Annotated in this window: 16 protein-coding genes and 1 pseudogene; 4 read left to right on the top strand and 13 right to left on the bottom strand. The window is 55.0% G+C overall.

Annotated elements, in window-relative coordinates; translation table 11 throughout:
- The first annotated feature begins 288 nt into the window (after nt 1-288).
- Nucleotides 289-942, top strand: coding sequence for a DUF2461 domain-containing protein (locus tag Q1B21_RS21275; RefSeq protein ID WP_299892929.1), 654 nt, complete (start codon nt 289-291; stop codon nt 940-942).
- Nucleotides 943-1,147: 205 nt separating this feature from the next.
- Here Q1B21_RS21275 and rpsU read toward each other — a convergent pair whose 3' ends face one another.
- A complete protein-coding gene (gene rpsU / locus Q1B21_RS21270; RefSeq protein ID WP_040700433.1) occupies nt 1,148-1,348 on the bottom strand; it encodes a 30S ribosomal protein S21 in 201 nt (66 codons plus the stop codon).
- Nucleotides 1,349-1,670: 322 nt separating this feature from the next.
- On the bottom strand, nt 1,671-2,693 hold the full coding sequence (locus Q1B21_RS21265; RefSeq protein ID WP_299892927.1) for a permease: 1,023 nt from the start codon (nt 2,691-2,693) through the stop codon (nt 1,671-1,673).
- Nucleotides 2,694-2,778: 85 nt separating this feature from the next.
- Between Q1B21_RS21265 and Q1B21_RS21260 the strand changes: the two genes are divergently transcribed.
- A complete protein-coding gene (locus tag Q1B21_RS21260) occupies nt 2,779-3,636 on the top strand; it encodes a LysR substrate-binding domain-containing protein (protein WP_299892925.1) in 858 nt (285 codons plus the stop codon).
- 148 nt (nt 3,637-3,784) lie between these two features.
- On the opposite strand, the gene Q1B21_RS21255 is transcribed toward Q1B21_RS21260, so the two are convergent.
- The 10 genes from Q1B21_RS21255 to Q1B21_RS21210 all read right to left on the bottom strand — a co-directional run bounded on the left by Q1B21_RS21255 (nt 3,785) and on the right by Q1B21_RS21210 (nt 15,385).
- The gene (locus Q1B21_RS21255) at nt 3,785-4,327 is read right to left on the bottom strand and encodes a hypothetical protein (RefSeq protein ID WP_299892923.1); all 543 of its coding nucleotides are present in this window, start codon (nt 4,325-4,327) and stop codon (nt 3,785-3,787) included.
- 137 nt (nt 4,328-4,464) lie between these two features.
- Complete coding sequence (locus Q1B21_RS21250; protein WP_299892921.1) at nt 4,465-5,517, bottom strand: TRAP transporter substrate-binding protein; 1,053 nt, start codon at nt 5,515-5,517, stop codon at nt 4,465-4,467.
- Between the two features lie 63 nt (nt 5,518-5,580).
- Nucleotides 5,581-5,808 (bottom strand): DDE-type integrase/transposase/recombinase, encoded by a 228-nt coding sequence (locus Q1B21_RS21245; protein ID WP_299892936.1) that lies wholly within the window; start codon nt 5,806-5,808, stop codon nt 5,581-5,583.
- Between the two features lie 721 nt (nt 5,809-6,529).
- On the bottom strand, nt 6,530-8,218 hold the full coding sequence (locus Q1B21_RS21240) for an ABC transporter ATP-binding protein (RefSeq protein WP_299892919.1): 1,689 nt from the start codon (nt 8,216-8,218) through the stop codon (nt 6,530-6,532).
- A complete protein-coding gene (locus tag Q1B21_RS21235) occupies nt 8,215-9,129 on the bottom strand; it encodes an ABC transporter permease (RefSeq protein ID WP_299892918.1) in 915 nt (304 codons plus the stop codon). Before Q1B21_RS21235 ends, Q1B21_RS21240 begins: the two co-directional genes overlap by 4 nt.
- Complete coding sequence (locus Q1B21_RS21230) at nt 9,126-10,094, bottom strand: ABC transporter permease (RefSeq protein ID WP_299082895.1); 969 nt, start codon at nt 10,092-10,094, stop codon at nt 9,126-9,128. The genes Q1B21_RS21235 and Q1B21_RS21230 overlap by 4 nt, the downstream gene beginning before the upstream one ends.
- Nucleotides 10,095-11,648 carry an ABC transporter substrate-binding protein gene (locus tag Q1B21_RS21225; RefSeq protein ID WP_299892916.1) on the bottom strand — a complete coding sequence of 518 codons (1,554 nt, stop codon included), beginning with the start codon at nt 11,646-11,648 and terminating at the stop codon, nt 10,095-10,097.
- Between the two features lie 55 nt (nt 11,649-11,703).
- On the bottom strand, nt 11,704-13,278 hold the full coding sequence (locus Q1B21_RS21220) for an ABC transporter substrate-binding protein (protein ID WP_299892914.1): 1,575 nt from the start codon (nt 13,276-13,278) through the stop codon (nt 11,704-11,706).
- 819 nt (nt 13,279-14,097) lie between these two features.
- Complete coding sequence (locus tag Q1B21_RS21215) at nt 14,098-14,574, bottom strand: zinc-binding dehydrogenase (protein WP_299892934.1); 477 nt, start codon at nt 14,572-14,574, stop codon at nt 14,098-14,100.
- A gap of 130 nt (nt 14,575-14,704) precedes the next feature.
- Nucleotides 14,705-15,385 carry an IS6 family transposase gene (locus tag Q1B21_RS21210; protein ID WP_299892912.1) on the bottom strand — a complete coding sequence of 227 codons (681 nt, stop codon included), beginning with the start codon at nt 15,383-15,385 and terminating at the stop codon, nt 14,705-14,707.
- A gap of 489 nt (nt 15,386-15,874) precedes the next feature.
- Between Q1B21_RS21210 and Q1B21_RS21205 the strand changes: the two genes are divergently transcribed.
- Nucleotides 15,875-16,762, top strand: coding sequence for a phytanoyl-CoA dioxygenase family protein (locus tag Q1B21_RS21205; protein WP_299892911.1), 888 nt, complete (start codon nt 15,875-15,877; stop codon nt 16,760-16,762).
- Nucleotides 16,763-17,434: 672 nt separating this feature from the next.
- On the opposite strand, the pseudogene Q1B21_RS21200 reads toward Q1B21_RS21205, so the two are convergent.
- A pseudogene (locus Q1B21_RS21200) lies at nt 17,435-17,802 on the bottom strand (DDE-type integrase/transposase/recombinase); the annotation flags it as partial.
- Between the two features lie 373 nt (nt 17,803-18,175).
- Here Q1B21_RS21200 and Q1B21_RS21195 point away from each other — a divergent pair.
- Nucleotides 18,176-18,598, top strand: a complete 423-nt coding sequence (locus tag Q1B21_RS21195) for a hypothetical protein (RefSeq protein ID WP_299892909.1) — start codon at nt 18,176-18,178, stop codon at nt 18,596-18,598.
- Nucleotides 18,599-18,643 lie beyond the last annotated feature (45 nt).

Genomic DNA, 18,643 nt, shown 5'->3' with positions numbered 1-18,643 from the left:
GCGTCCGATATTTCATCTCTCACACTCCATCTTTCCAAAAAGAATAAAGTGTTGCGCTCACCCGTTGAAACCGCCGCCCAAACCGGACGTTCATCGTTGGCGCAGCATTTCGTTTTTCGGGACCGAACGTTACAGACAACGCGTAAGTGGTGGCTGTCCATTCCATCACTGGTGGTGTCTCTCAGGCGCTGAGTTACAATCCATGGCGGTTGCTCTGAATTAACCTTACAAGGGTGCAATGGGAACGCAGTCGAGCCTCTTGGCATCTGTGAAACAGGAGTTGCACCCGTGGTAGAGCCCGAAACATTTGCGTTCCTTGCGAATCTCGGAATGAATAACCGGAAAGCCTGGATGGACGAACACCGCGAAGAACGCGATGATGCCTTGCGCAATTTCGCTGGTATGGCAATGACACTGCACGACTATGCTGATCGCTTTGATCCTTTCGTGGCTGAGGCGGGGATCAAACCGAAGCGAAGCTTCACCAAATTCTTTCAGGAGCCACGAGACCGCATCGGGCGTGCTCTATACCGCTCGGACGTGGATGTTTTTGCCAATGCTGGTGATCCCGAGGAAAGCTTCGGATACTACCTCCACATCGAGCCAGGGAATTGCTACGCAGGAGCCGCACTTTTCAAACCCTCCAAGGACGCGCTCGCCCGAATGCGGACGCGTTTGATCGATGATCCGAGCGGCCTGACTGCCATCTTGGACGACCCTGAGTTTAAGAAGACTTTCCCAGACGGAATTGTCACGCGAAAGGCGTTGGACACTGTGCCGGAAGGCTATGCAAGTAACGGCCCCGCCGCGCCTTATCTGAAAATGGCTGGCCTGGGATGTCGCAAAGATTTGCCAAACGCTTTGCTGCTTGACGACGAGGTAATCGATCTGCTGATTGAGATCTTCCGCGCCGCCCGCCCATTGGTGCACTACTTCGACTGACTCCGCACAGAAGGGATTATGCGAGTGGGGTGTTTTCGTGGATGGCGCTTAATCCGTGAACACAGTCTACGTTCTCAGCAATGCAAATCGCTTGCTTCATGAAACTAATTTGAAGCGCTCTCATTTCAAATGGCCCGTTGATACGTAAAACCCCCGCTGCCATCGGGCAACGGGGGCTGTTTTTCAGCGTCGAGGAATGATTACATCATCCTTCGCGTTCCAATTTCTTACGTGCCAGCTTTCTGGCGCGGCGGATCGCTTCAGCTTTCTGGCGCGCGTTTTTCTCGGACGGCTTCTCGAAATGCTGCTTGAGCTTCATTTCACGGAAAACGCCTTCCTTCTGGAGCTTTTTCTTAAGAACCCGAAGGGCCTGATCGACATTGTTGTCGCGAACACTAACCTGCATGTGGTTTACACCACCTTTCTAGTCTAAAGTTTGCAATGATTTGCAGGAACAGGCTGAATAGCGATCTTGCCCTAGATTGTACAGCATAACGAGTGCAGGTTGGCCTGAGGATAATCGTCGTACTCACAGCATCGGCCATTTAGGCTAGATGGTTTTGAATTCGCACACGGCCCATACGAGACATTCGGCACCCCACTCTAGTGCTGCATTCTTCCGCATGGCTGCCATTCGCTGCAAGCGCAAAAACAGAAGCCACACAAACTCACTTCCTGAGGGTAAAGCTGCCGGTTGCTGAACGTCTGCGTCCTGTTAACGCTGAATCTCAGACGATCCACCCAAAGACATACCCCGCCCCGAGCGACCCCAGAACTGCAAGCAACAGATATAGCACGAATGGTTGCAATTTGAGCACCGGTGCGATGGCCATAGCACCCCAGATGCTGACCGCGCCGCCCGAAACAAGGAACGCCATCGCTGCGCCATCGGACATGCCGTTGTCGATCAACCCGCGTGTCAGCGGGAGCGCAGCGTAACCGTCGATATAGGCCGGGGCACCGACGAAGACAGCGGCGGGTATGGCCCACCATTTGTCTTCTCCAACATATGCTGCCAGTGCGCCCGGCGTAAGGGCCGCGTTCAAGGCATACTCCGCGGCAAATGCCGGGATCAGGCAAATCAGGATAAGCCGCGTGGTTGCCCAGGCCTGTTTGCTGAAAGAATGACGTCGTGCCTCAGAACGCCAGACCCAAGGATCAAAGGGCTGATCTTCGCCGCATCGTGCAGCACTTAGCTGGCGCGCCAGGCCATTATCTCTAAGCGCGCTCATCGCCCACGGTTTCTTGGCGAATAGCCCTGTGACCACGCCCCCGAATATGCCTAGTCCGAAAGCTGCAAGTGTTTTGCCGATCGCAAAGCTCAAACCCAGTGTCGCGGCGGTTGTCGCGAGCATCGCCGGATCAGTTATTGGGGAGGACAGCCAGAATGCCATGATCGGAGCGAGTGGCACGCCCGCTGCCAGCAATCCGGCCATTAAGGGCAGCACGGTCACCCCGCATACGGGCGTGATGGCTCCAATGAGCGAGGCCGCCAGAACCGTTCTCAGTGTCCTGCCCTCGAAGGCACCAGCGATGTGGGTATCCGCGCCGCTTGCGATGATCCAGGCTGCAAGCACGATGCCCGGAATGACGATGGGGGCCACGACAATCAGGCCCCATAGGACAAACTTTACTGCGTTTGCGGCGTGTTCCGGCCAGGCAAGACAGACGCCTGCCAGCAGCAGCAAAGACACGCCCCACACCAGGGGTTTCCGGTTGGATGGTCGATTGACAACTGTCTGATCTGACATGGGATACTCCTCTGACCTTGAAAAATAGTGCAGCACAAGGCATCTGTGAAACGCATAGTTTCAATTTCCGGTATTGAAAAAACAGATGGAAAACCTGGATAGCGATCTTCTGCGAACCTTCGTCGCTGTGGCTGATGCCGGAAGCGTCACGGACGGTGCTGCCCGCATCCATCGGTCGCAATCTGCAACAAGTCTTCAGATCAAGCGCCTCGAAGCGATCCTGGGTCAGCCGGTCTTTGACAGGCATGGTCGCGGCGTGGTCCTGAGCGACACGGGACGAAAGCTATTTCCAGTCGCGCAGGAGGTGACGGCGCGTCTCGACGCGGCACTACGAGAGATTTCACAGAACACGGTAAGCGGCAAACTGCGTTTGGGCATACCCGACGATCACGGGCGCGCCAGGCTTGCGGCGATCATTGCGACCTTTGCCCGTCAACATCCGAAAGTCGAACTGGATGTCACCTGCGCCTTGAGCACGAGTTTTCCAGAAGCCCTCGATAAGGGGTCGCTGGACCTTGCGGTCTATGAGGTCGAAAACCCGTCCAGTCACGAGGAGGTAGTTTATGAAGACCCGACATGTTGGGTGTCGTCGGCGCACCGGCACTTTCGGGCCGATGAAAGCCTTCCAGTGGCCTTGTTCGATCATGCGTGCTGGTGGCGCGACGCGGCGGTCATTTCATTGCAAGCCCGTGGAAAGCCATATCGCGTTGTCTACTCCAGCCAAAGCGTCTCTGGTGTGATTGCAGCAGTAGAAGCCGGGATCGCAGTGGGTTTGCTCGGTCGCTCCTCGCTGCACGGCGGTCTATCGGTGGTGAACGATGCATTGGACCTCGGAAACACGCCCACCTCCAAGCTGGTGATGGCATCCGGCAAGCCGAAAGTACAAGGGCCTCAGGGCGCTATGAAGGCCGCGATCCGAGCCGCATTTATGGCCAACCCATAAAAAAGCCGACCTTCGCTGCGCTCTGTCGAATGGGCAGGTCGGACTCAAACCGGTCATCTGACGATTTCACCAGGACATGGAGCCGCTTCCGGCGGCTGCAAGGTCAGCTGGGAAGACTTTGCAACCAAAGGCATATGCAACAAAAGGTTCAGCCAGTTCCGTGCTCTTGCCGATCAATCGCTCTTGTAAACGAGTCTGCTCCATTGCCATCGACAACTTTGACGACACGGATCTCCGTGCCTTTGTAGGCCTTTCTTGGAGAACGTGTTTCCACACTGAACACTAGCCCTCGATAGATATTGACGTTGGAAATCTGTTTCTTGCCGTTGACCAGTATATGAACCCGAAGCCACCTGTCTTCGAAATCTAATCCTTGAACACGCAGGTCTTCATGTTCTTCGTAGAACCGCAAAACGCTGATCATCTTGTTGGTTCTCTCGACAAAAAAGTCCTGGTGAAGCTGCTGATGCAACACTTCGCGTTCATCGGGAACAAGGTTCTCAATTGCCGCCATCAATATTTGCTGTTCATGAGCAAGAAGTTTCCAACTGCCTTCACCCGACAAGTAATAGACAACCTCGAATGCCCGAGTGAGCCATTTCTTGATAGAATTTGAATTGAGCAATTTCCGGCAACGCCTTATTTCTGCATCTATGAGCGGTATGATGGAGCAGTCATCTGATTTGGTCAATTTGAGCTCTACTTCAAGCTCAGGCACGTTGCAGAGAATGGCGGTTATGAGCCCTTTGTGGCCCGGCTCATGTTGTGCAAGAGGCTCATCTCAGCCCCCCGGGCGCAGAGGCCCAAGGATCGCGCTGGGACTGCCGATCATGGGCGCTGCATGGGTGTTTCGGTTAACGCGTCCCAGGCGTCTTCTTGCGTTCGCGCAGCCTGCAAGCTGTCCCAGACCTCTGCCACAAAGGGGTCAGCCGCGGCCATCTCGGAGACAAGCCCGTCCCAGGCTACCCGGAGGCTGTCCAGGGTCTCGGGGCTGTAAAGGCGGACGTCCACGCCCTGTTCCGCCATTTGCGCGACGGCGGCGGCTTGTGAGTATTCCATCCGCAGGACCGAACGCATCGCGTTGGTTCTGGCCGCCATGTCGATAATCGTGCGCTGGTTGTCTGTCAGGCCGTCCCAAACGTCGCGGTTGATGACCAACTCAATCATCGTCGAGGGTTGGTGCCAGCCGGGGAAATAATAGAAAGAAGCCACGTCCGGAAAACCCAGCGCAAGATCCACCTGGGGAAAGCTGAACTCCGTCCCGTCGATGACGCCACTTTCAAGCGATGGAAAGATCTCTCCGCCTGCGATAAGCACGGTATCCGCACCTAGGCTTCCCAGCACTTCCGAGGCCAGCCCCGACCAGCGCAGCTTGAGTCCGGCAAAATCGCTGGTTCCTTCGATGGGTGAGTTGAACCAGCCGCCCGATTCCATGCCGGTGAAGGTTAGTGGCATAGTCACGAGGTCAAAGCCCGCATCGTCATACATGCGCTGATTGAGCTCGAGCCCGCCGCCTTCGTAGAACCAAGCCATATAGTCGAGCGCCTGCGGCCCGAACGGCATCGACGTGAAAAACGACGCAACGGGCAAGGACCCATGAAGGTAGGCCGCAGCGGTATAGCCCGCTTCGATCTCGCCGTCAGAGACCGCCTGTTGAATGTCGAACGGTGGGACAATCGCGCCAGGTTCCGCCAGCTCGATCTGGATCGTCCCGCCGGAGGCTGCCTCGACCTCTGCTTCGAACTGCCGGATTGTGTTGATGACCGGAAGGCTGGTCGGAAAAGCCGATTGCAGGGTGATTGTGACATCCTGCGCAAGGCTCGGCCCGCTCATGGCCACAAAGGGTAAGGCAGCTAGGGCCAGTTTGGTCATCTTTGTCATGTTGTCCTCCGGGACTGTTGCGTTAGATTTTATGGTCCGCGATTGTCGATGCGGCGCATTGGATCATGCTGTTTCGAAGAGCTGGCTGATGAACTGGATCTCGCAGCCGATGCCTGGATTTCTGTCCTGGATGTGACCGCGTTTGATTGTTCTTATCGTCTCGATCCCGCTCAGTGTCGCTTTGGCTGATTTTAAGGACTGAAAGCTCTGACGATACTCAAGCAGCCGCTTCCTAGCTGCATGATCGCTCTCGATCAGGTTGTTCCGCGACTTTTTGTCGATGTGCCGGATGCTTTCGAAATGTGGATCAAAGCTGCCTCCATTATCCGTGAACTTACACGTATTCGTTCAAGATCAAACTGCAACTTTGTCCCGCGGACTCCCAGTTCGTCGCGTTCCTGATTTTGCGCTTGCAGCGAAAGTCGGCTCTGACGGGCCGCACCGCAGCGCTCGAATGGACAAGTGAATGTCGGCTATGGGCCGTTCCTTGCTGAGGGAGTTCGACCTGTCCTGCAACATGTTCCGATCGATCTAAAGTCGGCTGCGAGCCCACGACCCCAGGATTCTGCGCGATACACAAACAAGGGTAAAGCGCTGAAAGCCGAAATCCAATGCAGCTCTTAGCTGGCTTGCGGTATTCGGTCTATACTCTGCATTCGTAGCCTGCATAGCGGTCATTCGCGGAGACAGCAGAAGAAAGGGTTGCTACGTTGGGGTTCGGTAGGTTGAGTGCGAAAGCCCTGGCTTCAGAAGTGGCCACGTCGGGCGGAATTGAGTTTGCGAACATGAATCCCGAAGGTCAACTCACGCGCAGAGTCCGTCGGTTTCGCCAGAGTACCCCAGTTTTGTAATCGGAACCTGAGACAGTCTTAGGTTTACAGGATCAACCCGATGCTTTGCGACGGAACCGTATCAGGAAAGTGTCTGTGTTTTAACTACCGTTGATTGCTTGCGACTTCACCTCTCAAATGATTTCTTCTGAAAAAACCGATGCAAGACTAAGTCGGTAAGATTACGCCAACTGCTTTAACCGGGGCATCAAATCCAAAAGTTCCCTTGTGTACGGATGCTCTGGAGTTGCGAACAACGAGTCCGTTTCCTGCACCTCAACCAGCTTTCCCTGGCGCATCACGCCGACCCGGTCACACATCTGACGTACGACCGGAAGATCGTGACTGATGAAGAGCATTGTCAAGCCGAGGTGATCCTGCAGATCTTTGAGGATGTTCAGGATTTGCGCCTGAATCGAGACGTCCAGCGCACTTGTTGGTTCGTCGCAGATCAAAAACCGCGGCTGCGTTGCAAGTGCGCGGGCGATGCATATACGTTGGCGCTGCCCCCCAGAGAACTCATGGGGGTATTTGCGCCACGCGTCCTTTGCCAAACCAACCCAGTCCAATAACTCGCGTACGCGCGGGCCGATTTGGGCCTTTGAAAGAATTTGGTGGTGATGGATCGGCTCGGCCACAAGATCCCCGACCCTCATACGGGGATTGAGGCTTGAAAACGGATCCTGAAAGATCATTTGAATCTGCCGGCGATAGGCTTGCAGAGCATCCGTGCCCATCGCCGTAACGTCCTCGCCATCAAAGATCACGCGACCACTATCCAACGGGTAGAGCGTGCCGATCATCCGCGCGACAGTGGATTTCCCGGACCCGCTTTCGCCGACTAGGCCAAAAACCTCGCCGTCGCGAATATCGAAACTCACCTGATCGACGGCTGTGAAATACTGACGTTGCGACGGCAGCAGCCCGCCTTTCTGCAAGAAGGTCTTGGTGATGTTCTCGACTTCCAGCAGCTTGCCAGTTTTGGACAAGTTGGTCTTGTCCCAATGCGCCGCTAGATCGTCGATCTTGAAGGTTCTTTCACGTTCACCATAGCTGACCATTGGGAAGCGTTCGACCTTGGTATGCGGGCGCGGCACGGCGGCGATCAGGGATTTGGTATAGTCATGCGTGGGCGCACCGAGGATTTGATCGGTGGTTCCGCTTTCGACCACGTGGCCGGAATACATCACGGTGACCGTATCAGTGGTGTCGGCAATTACGCCCATGTCATGCGTCACAAGGATGACACCGACCTGGCGCTCTTTGGCAAGCTCTTTGATCAGATCCAGCACCTGCGCCTGAACGGATACGTCCAGCGCCGTGGTGGGCTCATCTGCAATCAGCACACTGGGTTCGGTACACAGGGCCAACGCGATCACGACCCTTTGGCGCATCCCGCCGGAAAACTGGTGGGGGTACTGATTGAACCGATCTGCCGGGTCCGGAATCGATACCCGGTCCAACAGCGCAATGGCGCGTTTCCTCGCCTCTGACGCAGCCAGGCCAAGGTGCAACTGGATCGTCTCGACCAACTGCTCACCGACAGTAAACAGCGGGTTCAGAGAGGTCAGCGGGTCCTGGAAGATCATCCCGATCTCTTTGCCACGAATCCTGCGCTTGTCCTCGGCGTCCAGTTCGTCGATGCGGCGGCCGTTCAGCCAGACCTCCCCCTCGGACACATGGGCCGGGGGGTCTAGCAGGCCGATCACGGCATTGCCGGTCATGGACTTACCCGCGCCGCTTTCCCCAACAACCCCCCGGATTTCACCGGGGTGCAGGTCATAGGTCACATGTTCCACTGGCTTGAAGATGCCGTGGCGGGTGGGGATTTCTACCGTCAGATTGCGGATCGACAAAACGGGATCGGTCATTTCAGCCTCGGGTTCAGTACGTCGCGCAGCCAGTCGCCCAGCAGGTTCACACTCAGCGCCAGCGCCAGCAGGGTGCAGGCTGGGAAGAACAGAATCCACCACTCGCCCGAGAACAGGAAGCCCTGACCGATGCGGATGAGTGTCCCCAGCGAGGGCTGTGTCGGCGGCGCGCCAACACCCAGAAAGCTAAGCGTCGCCTCAGCAATGATCGCCAGCGCCAGCGAGATGGTGGCAATCACCAGCACCGGCGACAGCACATTGGGCAGGATGTGGCGCAACATGATGGTCAGCGGGCTTTGCCCGATGATGCGCGCGGCGGCGACGTAATCCTTGTTCTTCTCGACCAGCGTTGCACCCCGGACAACCCGGGCGAACTGCACCCAATCAGACAGACCGATGGCAAGGATCAACACCCAGATCGCCATCTGGTCACGGTACTCAATGGGCGTGATCCCCTTGGCAATGCCAAAGATCAGCATGGCCAGAAGGATCGACGGGAAGGTCAGCTGCACATCGGCTGTGCGCATGATGATCGTTTCCGTCCAGCCGCCGAAATACCCTGACAGAAGGCCCAGAGTGATCCCCAGAACCATCGCGAACAGAACAGCCGCCACCCCAACGAACAGTGAGATCCGCATTCCGTAGAGGATTGTCGAGAACACATCACGCCCCTGATCGTCTGTGCCCATCAGAAAGCTTTCACCGGTAAAGGCGTTCGGCGCCATCGGTGGGGTGAAACCGTTCATCAGGTTGAGACTTGAGGGGTCGAATGGGTTCGTCGGCGCAATCAGCGGTGCCAGGATGGTGGCGAGAATCAAAACCAACGCTACCGTGGCCGAGACCATAGCCACTGGCGACCGGCGAAAGGCGTAAAACTGGTCGCTGTCCAGAATGCGTCTTACACGGTTCATGCGCTGACCCTCAGGCGCGGGTCGATAAAGGCATAGAGGATGTCGACCGCAAGGTTGATGGTGACGAAGATGACCGAAATCATCATCAGGTAAGCTGCCATAACAGGAATATCCACGAACTGGATTGCGTTGATGAACAGAAGGCCAAGACCCGGCCACTGGAACACCGTCTCGGTGATGATGGCGAAGGCGATGATAGCCCCCAGTTGCAGACCGATAATGGTGATGACGGGGACCATGGTGTTTTTCAGCGCATGGCGGAAGTTGATGGTTCGGTCACTTAGACCGCGGGCGCGGGCAAAGCGGATATAGTCTTGCCGCAGTACCTCCAGCATCTCAGAACGCACCAGCCGCATGATCAGGGTCATTTGGTACAGTCCCAGCGTGATCGAGGGTAGGATCAAGGCTTTAAGCCCGCTGGCCGTCAGGAAACCGGTGTTCCACCAACCCAGATCCACGACCTCACCCCGCCCGAAACTGGGCAGCCATCCCAATTCGACCGAGAAGATGTAGATCAACAGAATGCCGATCAGGAACGTCGGCAGGGACACCCCGATCAGCGAGGCCGACATGATGAAGTTCGCCGCGAATCCGCCCCTTCGGATGGCGGTGAAAACGCCCAGAGCGATGCCCAGCACAATGGCGAACACAGCCGACACCATCGCCAATTCCAGCGTGGCGGGGGCGCGTTCGGCCAGAATCTCGGCCACCGGACGTCCCTGACGGAAGCTGACACCGAAATTGCCCTGCACTGCCTCTTGCAGGAATTTCACATATTGTACCGGGAACGGCTGATCGAGGCCCAGCTGGCCGCGCAGACGTTCCACGTCTTCCATGGTCCGTTCCTGCCCCAACATGTTGTCAATCGGGTCACCGACAAAGCGGAACATGGAAAAGGCGACAAGGCCCACGACGAACAGAACCAGCGCCGACTGGGCCACGCGCCTGATGATGTATGACAGCATTTAGTTGACCGACACCCAGCGCAGAAGGAAGAAATTGTCGGGCCGTTGTGTCAACTCGATATTGCTGCGTGCCCCCCAGACGAGCGGCTGAACGTAAAGGGGCACATATGCCACCTCGTCTTGCAGGATACCTGCGACCTCATCCAGCATCGCCTGACGTTTGGCCTCATCAATCTCGGACTGGATCATCGGCAACAATTCATCCACGCGCGTGTTGGAATATCCGCCGAAATTCCACGAACCCAGCTTCTTTTCCTCATTGGGGGTCGAAGCGAGAAAGCGCACGGGATGTTCAGCGTCAAACGTTCCGGGCGACCAACCCAGCAGATACATATCGAAGTTATCGGCCCGCAGTTCCGGCCAGTAGTTCTGTACCGGCATTGCATCCAGTGTCACGTTCAATCCGGCCTGCGTCAGCATGGCGGTGATCGCCTGGCAGACGGCTTCGTCGTTCAGATAGCGATTGTTCGAACACTTGAAGCTGACCTCTGCCCCTTCCGCCCCGGCCTCGGTCAGCAGCGCCTTGGCTCCGTCGGGGTCGTAGGCGTAAGGGTCTGCACTGGCTGCCGAATAGCCGCGCATCGCTGGGCTGACCAACTGGCTGGCCACTTCGGCATTGCCGCGCATGATGGTTTGCAAGATGGCCGGAACGTTGACTGCCTTGGCCACCGCCTCGCGGGTTCGCGGATCACGGAACACGTCGGAACCACCCTGGCCGGCCTCGCTTGCGCCTTCTTTCAGGTCAAAGCCCAGCATGATAACCCGCGCTTCAATCCCCTGAATGACTTTTACATCTGGATTGCCTTGCAGCCGGGCGACGTCCTGAATGGGGACCGGGTTGATGAAATCCACATCACCGGACAACAACGCCGCCAGCGCGGTTGCCGGGTTCTGAATCGGAACCAGTTCGGCACGGGTCAGGTTGTGCTCTGCCTCATCCCACCAGCTGTCGAAAGGCTCTAACACTGTGCGCAAACCCGGCTCGCGCGCGGTGACGCGGAACGCTCCGGTACCATTTGCATTAAGGGTGGCGTAGTTTCCCGCCTCTTTGTCAGGAAGCGCGGCCTCATTTGCCTCGGCCCAGCCGCTGTCCATGATCATCCAGTTGGCAATGCTGTCCGGGAAGATCGGATTCGGCGCGGTGGTCATCACATCGACGGTATAGTCGTCAACCTTCACCACCTCGCTGACCGGAGCAAACCAGCTGCGCGTGTCCGAGCTTTCGTCCGAGGCCCGCTGATACGAAAAGATCACGTCATCAGCATTGAATTCGGCCCCGTCGTGAAACGTCACACCTTCGCGCAGTTTGAATCGCCAGCCTGCACCGCCATCAATGGTCTCCCAACTGGTGGCCAGTGCCGGTTCGATGGTCATATCCTTGCCCCGACGGACAAGCCCTTCGTAGATGTTGTTCAGAAACCCCAGAACAGGCGCAGAATTGACCGCATGCGGGTCCATCGTTTGCGGGTCAGTTGTGACGGCAAATGTGAACTCTTCTGCTGCGACGGGTAGGGCAAGCGCGCTCAACAACGCGGCAGTGGTCAGACGTTTCATGATAGCTCCCACTTTTTGGTGCCAGGCCCCGCAGGCCAGGGCCTGGCGACTTGGGTTAGTTCAGGCCGAAATGCTTGACCATTGGCTGATCCTCGGGATCAACATTGATGTCCAGATTTTCGGCCATGCCCCAGTTCAGCACCTGATGGTGGATCGGGATGTACAGCTGTTCGTCCTGTACCACACGCCAGATCTCGGCGATGGCTTGATCGCGGGCAATCAGGTCTGTGTTCGAGGCCAGCGATTTGATCTTGGCATCCAGGTCATCATTGTCGAAGCCGGTGCCGTTCCAAGTGCCGATATCGCTTTCGCGGCCATGAACCAGGAAGTTGAAGATGTATTCCGAATCATAGGTCGGAACACCCCAGCCCAGCATGTAGAAATCGGTCTTGCCATCTGTGATCAGCGGGAAATGCTGCGCCTTGGGCTTGGCATCAAGATTCACCGTAATACCGATCTGACCCAGCATCCCGACCGCGGCCTGACAGATGCCTTCGTCGTTGATGTAGCGGTCATTGGGGCAATCCAGCCGGATCGAGAAACCGTCAGGATAGCCCGCCTCGGCCAACAAAGCTTTCGCGCCTTCAACATCCGTGCTGCTTTCACCGTCCATCTCGGCCGTCCAGCCGTTGACGAAGGGTGGTGCGATCATCCCGGCAGGTTGCGACTGCCCGCGCATGACCACCTGTTTGATGGCATCCCGGTTGATCGCCTGCGACATCGCCTGACGCACGCGCACATCGGCCAGCGGGTTCTTGCCGTCGACGTTATCCGCTTCGATATCGTCCCCGCCCTGGTTCATGCCAAAAAAGATTACCCGGTTCTGCGGCGCTTGTTTGACGACCAGCCCATCCACGGCATTCACCCGGTCCAGATCCTGCACCGGCATATCCTGAAGGAAATTCACCTCACCCGACAGCATCGCAGCAACGCGGGTGGCATCGTTCTGGATCGGTGTATAGATGATTTCGCTGATCGCCATCGGGAACTGATCACGACCCCAATAATCCTCGTTCCGCTCCATCACAGTTTTAACGTCGGGCTCACGGCTAACCAGTTTGTAGGGGCCGGTGCCGTTCACATTAGTCGTCGCAAAGGTGATCTCGCCACCCTCAAAATCCTGAACGTCAACTGCGTTGTTCACCTCGGTCCATCCTTTGTCCATGATGAACAGATCCGTCAGGTTCGCAGGCAGGATCGGGTTCGGACCATCGGTTACGATCTCGACCGTATGGTCATCGACCGCGCGCACCTCGACGATCGAATTGATCAGCTCTTTCATGTCCGAGTTCGGCTGTTTAGCGCGATTGATGCTGAAAACCACGTCTTCCGCAGTGAAATCGGCGCCGTCATGGAACTTCACACCTTGACGCAGATTGAACACCCAGACATTCGGATCACTCTCGTTGGGAGCCCAATCCGTGGCCAGTGCGGGTTCGAAGGCGCCGGACGTATCGCGGATAATCAGAGGTTCATACATCTGGTGGCGCACGGTATGCGTGGGCCCTTCGTTTTGCGAATGCGGGTCAAGCGTCAAAGCATCCCCCGAGCGCGCCCAACGCAAGGTTTCTGCATTGGCCAACGACGTCGTAGTCATCAACAGCGCAAGCGCGAGCATTTGTTTTTTCATTATTTTCTCCCATATTGCAGTCGTTTAGCTGCATTGAATTCACGATACTTTGCCGCAAAATTCTGTGAACGGTATGGTTGTTGATAGCATACCAACTGTGAATGCATGTCAATCATTCAACGGGTTGCCTAGTTGTCAAACGCAAGCGACCCGGGACTTTTAGAGAACAGCAACTCTCCCCAAAAACAGCGCTTCAAGAACCTATTACTCTAGCGAACCCAAAACAAACCACAAAAATCATGCTTCCCGTACCGATAAATAAATCTACGTAGCTTCGAGGAGAACCGCGATTCTCAGAATCTAGATAAGTGTCCGCACTATAAGCGATTCCCACATTGCCTTATACTCGCTGCGAGATTTTGCGATCCTTCCAAGGCGTTTTAGTCTTGCAAAGCTCACAAAGCGGTTGTTCGAGCAGAACACACCAACGGCAGATTGTCCGCGTTGCGTGAATTCACCTATCCAATGGCTTCGCAAGCGCGACGAATATCCGGAAACACGGACTGCACCGCAGCATTTTGAGGGCTGTGACCTAACGTAACCGGCGTCAAAGCGCTTGGCTTTGCAAAGGTCACTATCTGCGCATTGCCGCCGTCGCTGAGGTCCTGTGCCGTAACTGCAGCGAACGGCTACTCTGTGGCCTTCCCGGCCAGTTCAGGCGTCATGCAGCGAATGTCACCTTCGTCCGCAGAATGCTAGTTCGCCAACTCCTTCATTTTGCTAACGCAGCGAACGATCGCTAAGCGGGCTGCGATCGAAGCATCTTGAGTGTCAGTCCAAGGTCCGGATTGGGCCGCTTCGAACATCGTCAAAATACGATCACAACATTTCCGGTGGTGGTTTTTCATCAACCGCATCATGCGCTTGCGCGATTTGGTCTAAGGGAAATCTTGCGTGGATTGGCGCACTGATCTGATCTGCCTCCAACATTCCGCCCAGCTCGGCGATGGCTTTGTCCAACACGTCACGCGGCAACATGAAGACGATGAAGAAACCAAGTCGCACCTGTTGGATGACGGCTCCAACCATCGGAAACTTTCCTTCGAACGCATTTGAGCAATATGCCGCAACAAATCCCCCGTTCTTGATCAAACCTGGCAATTGCATTGCACTGGCACCAAAGTTGACCTCGACCACGTGGTCCACACCTGCTCCCGATGTGATCTCCCGGACCCGCTCCACCACATCTTCGTCGCGATAGTTGATGATCTGATCTGCCCCGACTTGCGTCGCGGGCTTTCCCTTCTCCGGCGAGCTGACGGTTGCAATGACTTTCGCGCCTTTCAGTTTTGCGATCTGGATCGCTTAGTTTCCAACAGCACCCGCGCCACCCTGCACCAGGAGGGTCTTCCCCGCGACGGGCCCATCCATCGGGTTTCGTTGCAAAGTTTTAGGTCACCCAAACAGAACTGCGATGGCTTCAGGTTCAGATTGCCAACTCGGAGAATTGACGAAACGGGCAGAGCCCTGGTGTGAACTGGCCTTTACGGATCATGTGCGCGACTTTGATGCCTGCGAGAGTCGCCGAAGCCGAAGCAAAAGTCTTGAAGCCGAGCATCGGACGGGTTCGTCTTTTGATGAAACGGTGATCCTGTTCCACTATGTTGTTCAAGTATTTCCGCCTGACCATTTCAAAGGGGATCGGGCAGCCAAAGCCTTTCAGCATCTTATTTGTGGCGTTGATGCCAGCCGTGTTAGCTCCGCTTTTGTCGATGACAATCTTTCTTGGAAGGCCGTTGACCTCCAGCATCCGGGCGAAGAATTTGGTGGCGGCGGGTTTGTTTCGACGCTGCGAAAGCATGAAGTCAAGCGTCTTGCCGTGCTTGTCGACAGCTCGATAGAGGTAAACCCACGCGCCTTTCGCCTTGATGTAAGTCTCGTCCATTCTCCAAGAACGGTCGCAGGATCTTTTGCGGCGACGCGCAGCCTCAGCGATCGCGCCTGCATACCGCGTCACCCAGCGGTTAAGCGTCGTGTGATCCACTGCAACGCCTCGCTCATGCATGATCTCTTCTAGATCGCGATATGACACACCGTATCGGACATAGAAGAACACTGCGAAGAGGATCACATCTTTCGGATACTGCGCGCCTTTGAAAGAGATCATAAAAACAGACTTTCGATTTCCATTCACTCGAAGCACTTATGAGCGTCAACAGTCAAAAGTTTGCAACAGATCCTTTGATGAAACGGTAGTCTTGTTCGATCATGTTGTTGAGATATTTCGAGCGAACAGGATCAGCGATCGTGGGTAGTGCGCACCTTTGAAGTCGATCATTGGGCATTCCAAAACATTGTCAAAGTACAACCACCCATTGGATCATTCCACCCGGCGGTGCAATGCGCGGGTAAAGTTTGCGACAGAGCCAAAAAACCAGTTCGAACTGGAGGGCGATGGCTTCGCGCCGTTGGCGGCGCACGTTGGATAACTGTCTCCAGGCGATATGATACTCTTTGGCTTACTACGAGTTTGCGACAATACACCCAGACCGACATATGCAGCGTCTGTCATCCAAGCAAGCAGTTTACTTTCAATAACTCGCTTATTAGATGTTCCACTGCAGCAAATTCAACTCTGAAGAACGAGCAATTTTGAATGAAAAAATTTTGGAAAAAACCACAGAGCTCTAAGAATCCACGCAACTACGGGCTGGTCGCCAAACATCCTTCGTTCACGGAACTTTCAGACATGCCGGATCCGTTGCTGATACCCGCTCTAGACCGGCCTGATACGAATACTAGTGATCTTACGGAGCACCAAAAAGAATGGCGGAACTCGGGAGTGAACATATTGCCCGGTTTTTTACCCGACAATCTGATAGACGCCTATATTGCGCGCCGTGAGAAGCTCGATCAACCGGGTGGGTGGGTTTCGCCAACACCGTACGAGCACGTACCTGAATTGCGGGAGTTAGCCCTCTATTCGCCTTTGATGGATCATATGAAGCACTTGATCGGTGAAGATATGTTGTTGCATCTCGCATTGACGGGTTGGGTCAGCACCGAGAGAGATTGGCATCAGGATGACTACTTAAACCCGTCATTTGTAAATTCCTGGTATGCTGCGGTCTGGATTGCACTGGATGATATTCACCCGGATGCTGGGCCCTTCGAGTATATCCCCGGATCGCACAAATGGCCTTTGCTGCGTGGTGAAAAAGTACGCAACTACATGACCGCAGAAGAGCTGAAAGACTGGAGCAATTGGCCCAATAAGTCGGAAAAATTTGTTGTTCCTGCGGTGGAGAACGAGATCGAGCGCCGAGCTCAGCCTTCGGCAAAGTTCATCGCCAAGCGCGGTGATGTTCTGATTTGGCATGGAAGATTGATGCATCGCGGGACACAGGCAAATCAGCCAGGGATGATGCGGAAGTCTTTGATATGCCACTACTCGGGTATCAACCATCGCGAGGATATGCCAGAGCGAGCAGAAGACAAATACGGAAACATCTACGCCGTGTTTGGATCTTCGCCTGTGGAATAGGGCGCGCAATACATGTGACATGTTTCTACCTGGCAATACAAAGTATCGCACACCGCTTGTCATGCACGATTGATGATCCATCGCCGGTGGGGTTCTATAGAATACCCGCTATTTTATTGAGATCTCAGGAAAATTCCGAAACAATGAAAACTTGTGGGTGTCTGCGGCTTGAATTCGACCAGAAATGCATGTTGGATCGGATTGAGCGGGCTTTTGGCGAGTGCGGCAGTCAAGCCCAGATGTCACCGGACACGATCTGCCTGGGAAGTCCGTTAACAAATGATCACTTCACGAAAGTGATAATCATTCGGAAGTGAGAAGTTCAAACATTGTTCCTTCCATAGAGCTACAGCTTCGTAGCTGACCACGCAAACTGGAAGCCGCTGCATAAATCTGATCAAGACAAATCTCCGCCGATGATTGCCTATGTGTTCGCCAAACACCAAACAACTGCTTAGTGCTCTGGACTACCGCCCGACTGCGCCCGAAACCATCATCTCGATGGATCACAGCCCAATGATGCACTAACAATCAACTTGGAACAGTCAGATGAGGCTGCTCACTGGCGACACAGATGTAGCGATCATTATCAGCCGTGCCTCGATGGAAGGCTATGCCGGGATCTGTTGCGAAGTTTCTGACTGAGCAAAGAGTTTGCACCGAACCCGCGGCCTATGCCGCCAGTTCTGCAAATTGACGAAACGGACAGATTCTGGGCGTGGGTTGACCTTTGCGGATCATGTGCGCCACTTCGATTCCGTCCAGTGTTGCCGCCGCTGAAGCGAAGGCCTTGAACCCTAGCATCGGTCGAGTGCGTCTCTTGATGAAGCGATGGTCCTGTTCCGCGATGTTATTCAGATACTTCCGCCTGACCATCTCGATTGGGATCGGGCAGCCAAAGCCTTTCAGCATCTTGTTTATGGCTTTGATGCCAGCCGTGTTCGCACTGCTCTTGTCGATGACGATCTTTCGTGGAGGACCATTGCATTCAAGCATTCGAGGAAGAATTTCGTAGCGGCAGGTTTGTTCCGACGTCCTGAAGGCTCCCGACGCTTGGCTGTAAAAGTGACTTTGATAAGGAGAAAGTTGACGACGATGATGAGGCTCAAGTTTTTGCCACATCCGTCACGAACGACCAAGTGTTCCAAGGAGATCCGGTTCATCAGCTGCTTCTTCTGCGCAGCATAGTCCAGCGCATCCGCGCAGCCATAGGCTGGTACTATGCAACTAATGCAACGGCCCCAATCTGATCAACAGCTATATTTTTTAAAAAACGTGCATGCTTACCATCATTAACACGTGGTGCGTAGGTTCGGTCCGCATGAGGGGCCAATTTGGTACAAGTCGATTTTGCAGTATGTTTTGGTTTGAGGGGTAGGATGAAAACATCGACTAAAGGTCGTATTCTTCTTTTTGGAGATCGGGTCAGAGATTACTACGAATTTTCCTACGAAAGCCCCGGTGGCTACTTGGATAGGGACAAAAAAGAACAGCGACGGCACCAAACACGATTGGCAAAGCCACCCGACTTGGGATCGAATTGTAAAAGATGGCGGCGTAGGAATGACCTTTGGCATGTTGAACCGTCAAAGCAAAGAGTTCGACATTGTCCAAACCAGCGCATTTCACGACAAAGGCAAGAACAAACATAAGGAACTTGGGCAGCCACTCGGTTCGCTTGTGGAGCTGCGTCCGATTGAAAACAAGGGCGACGACCACCTGCCTACCGGCTTTAAACCGCTATACCGGGCGCGTGTGAGCCACCCCATCAAAATGCGCGCTTCCCGCTTTGTCGAGTACCGCGTTCGCGAATCCCCGATTGAAGACGAACATTAACCGAGACGGTTTTATTGGTTCTGAAGGTGTAGGCATCCCGCTGAC

It is taken from the genome of uncultured Ruegeria sp., from assembly GCF_947504215.1.
Taxonomy (GTDB): domain Bacteria; phylum Pseudomonadota; class Alphaproteobacteria; order Rhodobacterales; family Rhodobacteraceae; genus Ruegeria.
The sequence above is the reverse complement of the archived record's forward strand: the minus strand, read 5'-3'. Positions and strand labels throughout refer to the sequence as shown.

Coding starts and splice junctions, on each gene's coding strand:
- Q1B21_RS21250 (WP_299892921.1), bottom strand. CDS start 5,517: ATGACAAAGATGACCAAACTGGCCCTAGCTGCCTTACCCTTTGTGGCC.
- Q1B21_RS21265 (WP_299892927.1), bottom strand. CDS start 2,693: ATGTCAGATCAGACAGTTGTCAATCGACCATCCAACCGGAAACCCCTG.
- Q1B21_RS21240 (WP_299892919.1), bottom strand. CDS start 8,218: ATGACCGATCCCGTTTTGTCGATCCGCAATCTGACGGTAGAAATCCCC.
- Q1B21_RS21235 (WP_299892918.1), bottom strand. CDS start 9,129: ATGAACCGTGTAAGACGCATTCTGGACAGCGACCAGTTTTACGCCTTT.
- rpsU (WP_040700433.1), bottom strand. CDS start 1,348: ATGCAGGTTAGTGTTCGCGACAACAATGTCGATCAGGCCCTTCGGGTT.
- Q1B21_RS21260 (WP_299892925.1), top strand. CDS start 2,779: ATGGAAAACCTGGATAGCGATCTTCTGCGAACCTTCGTCGCTGTGGCT.
- Q1B21_RS21225 (WP_299892916.1), bottom strand. CDS start 11,648: ATGAAACGTCTGACCACTGCCGCGTTGTTGAGCGCGCTTGCCCTACCC.
- Q1B21_RS21220 (WP_299892914.1), bottom strand. CDS start 13,278: ATGAAAAAACAAATGCTCGCGCTTGCGCTGTTGATGACTACGACGTCG.
- Q1B21_RS21230 (WP_299082895.1), bottom strand. CDS start 10,094: ATGCTGTCATACATCATCAGGCGCGTGGCCCAGTCGGCGCTGGTTCTG.
- Q1B21_RS21210 (WP_299892912.1), bottom strand. CDS start 15,385: ATGATCTCTTTCAAAGGCGCGCAGTATCCGAAAGATGTGATCCTCTTC.
- Q1B21_RS21205 (WP_299892911.1), top strand. CDS start 15,875: ATGAAAAAATTTTGGAAAAAACCACAGAGCTCTAAGAATCCACGCAAC.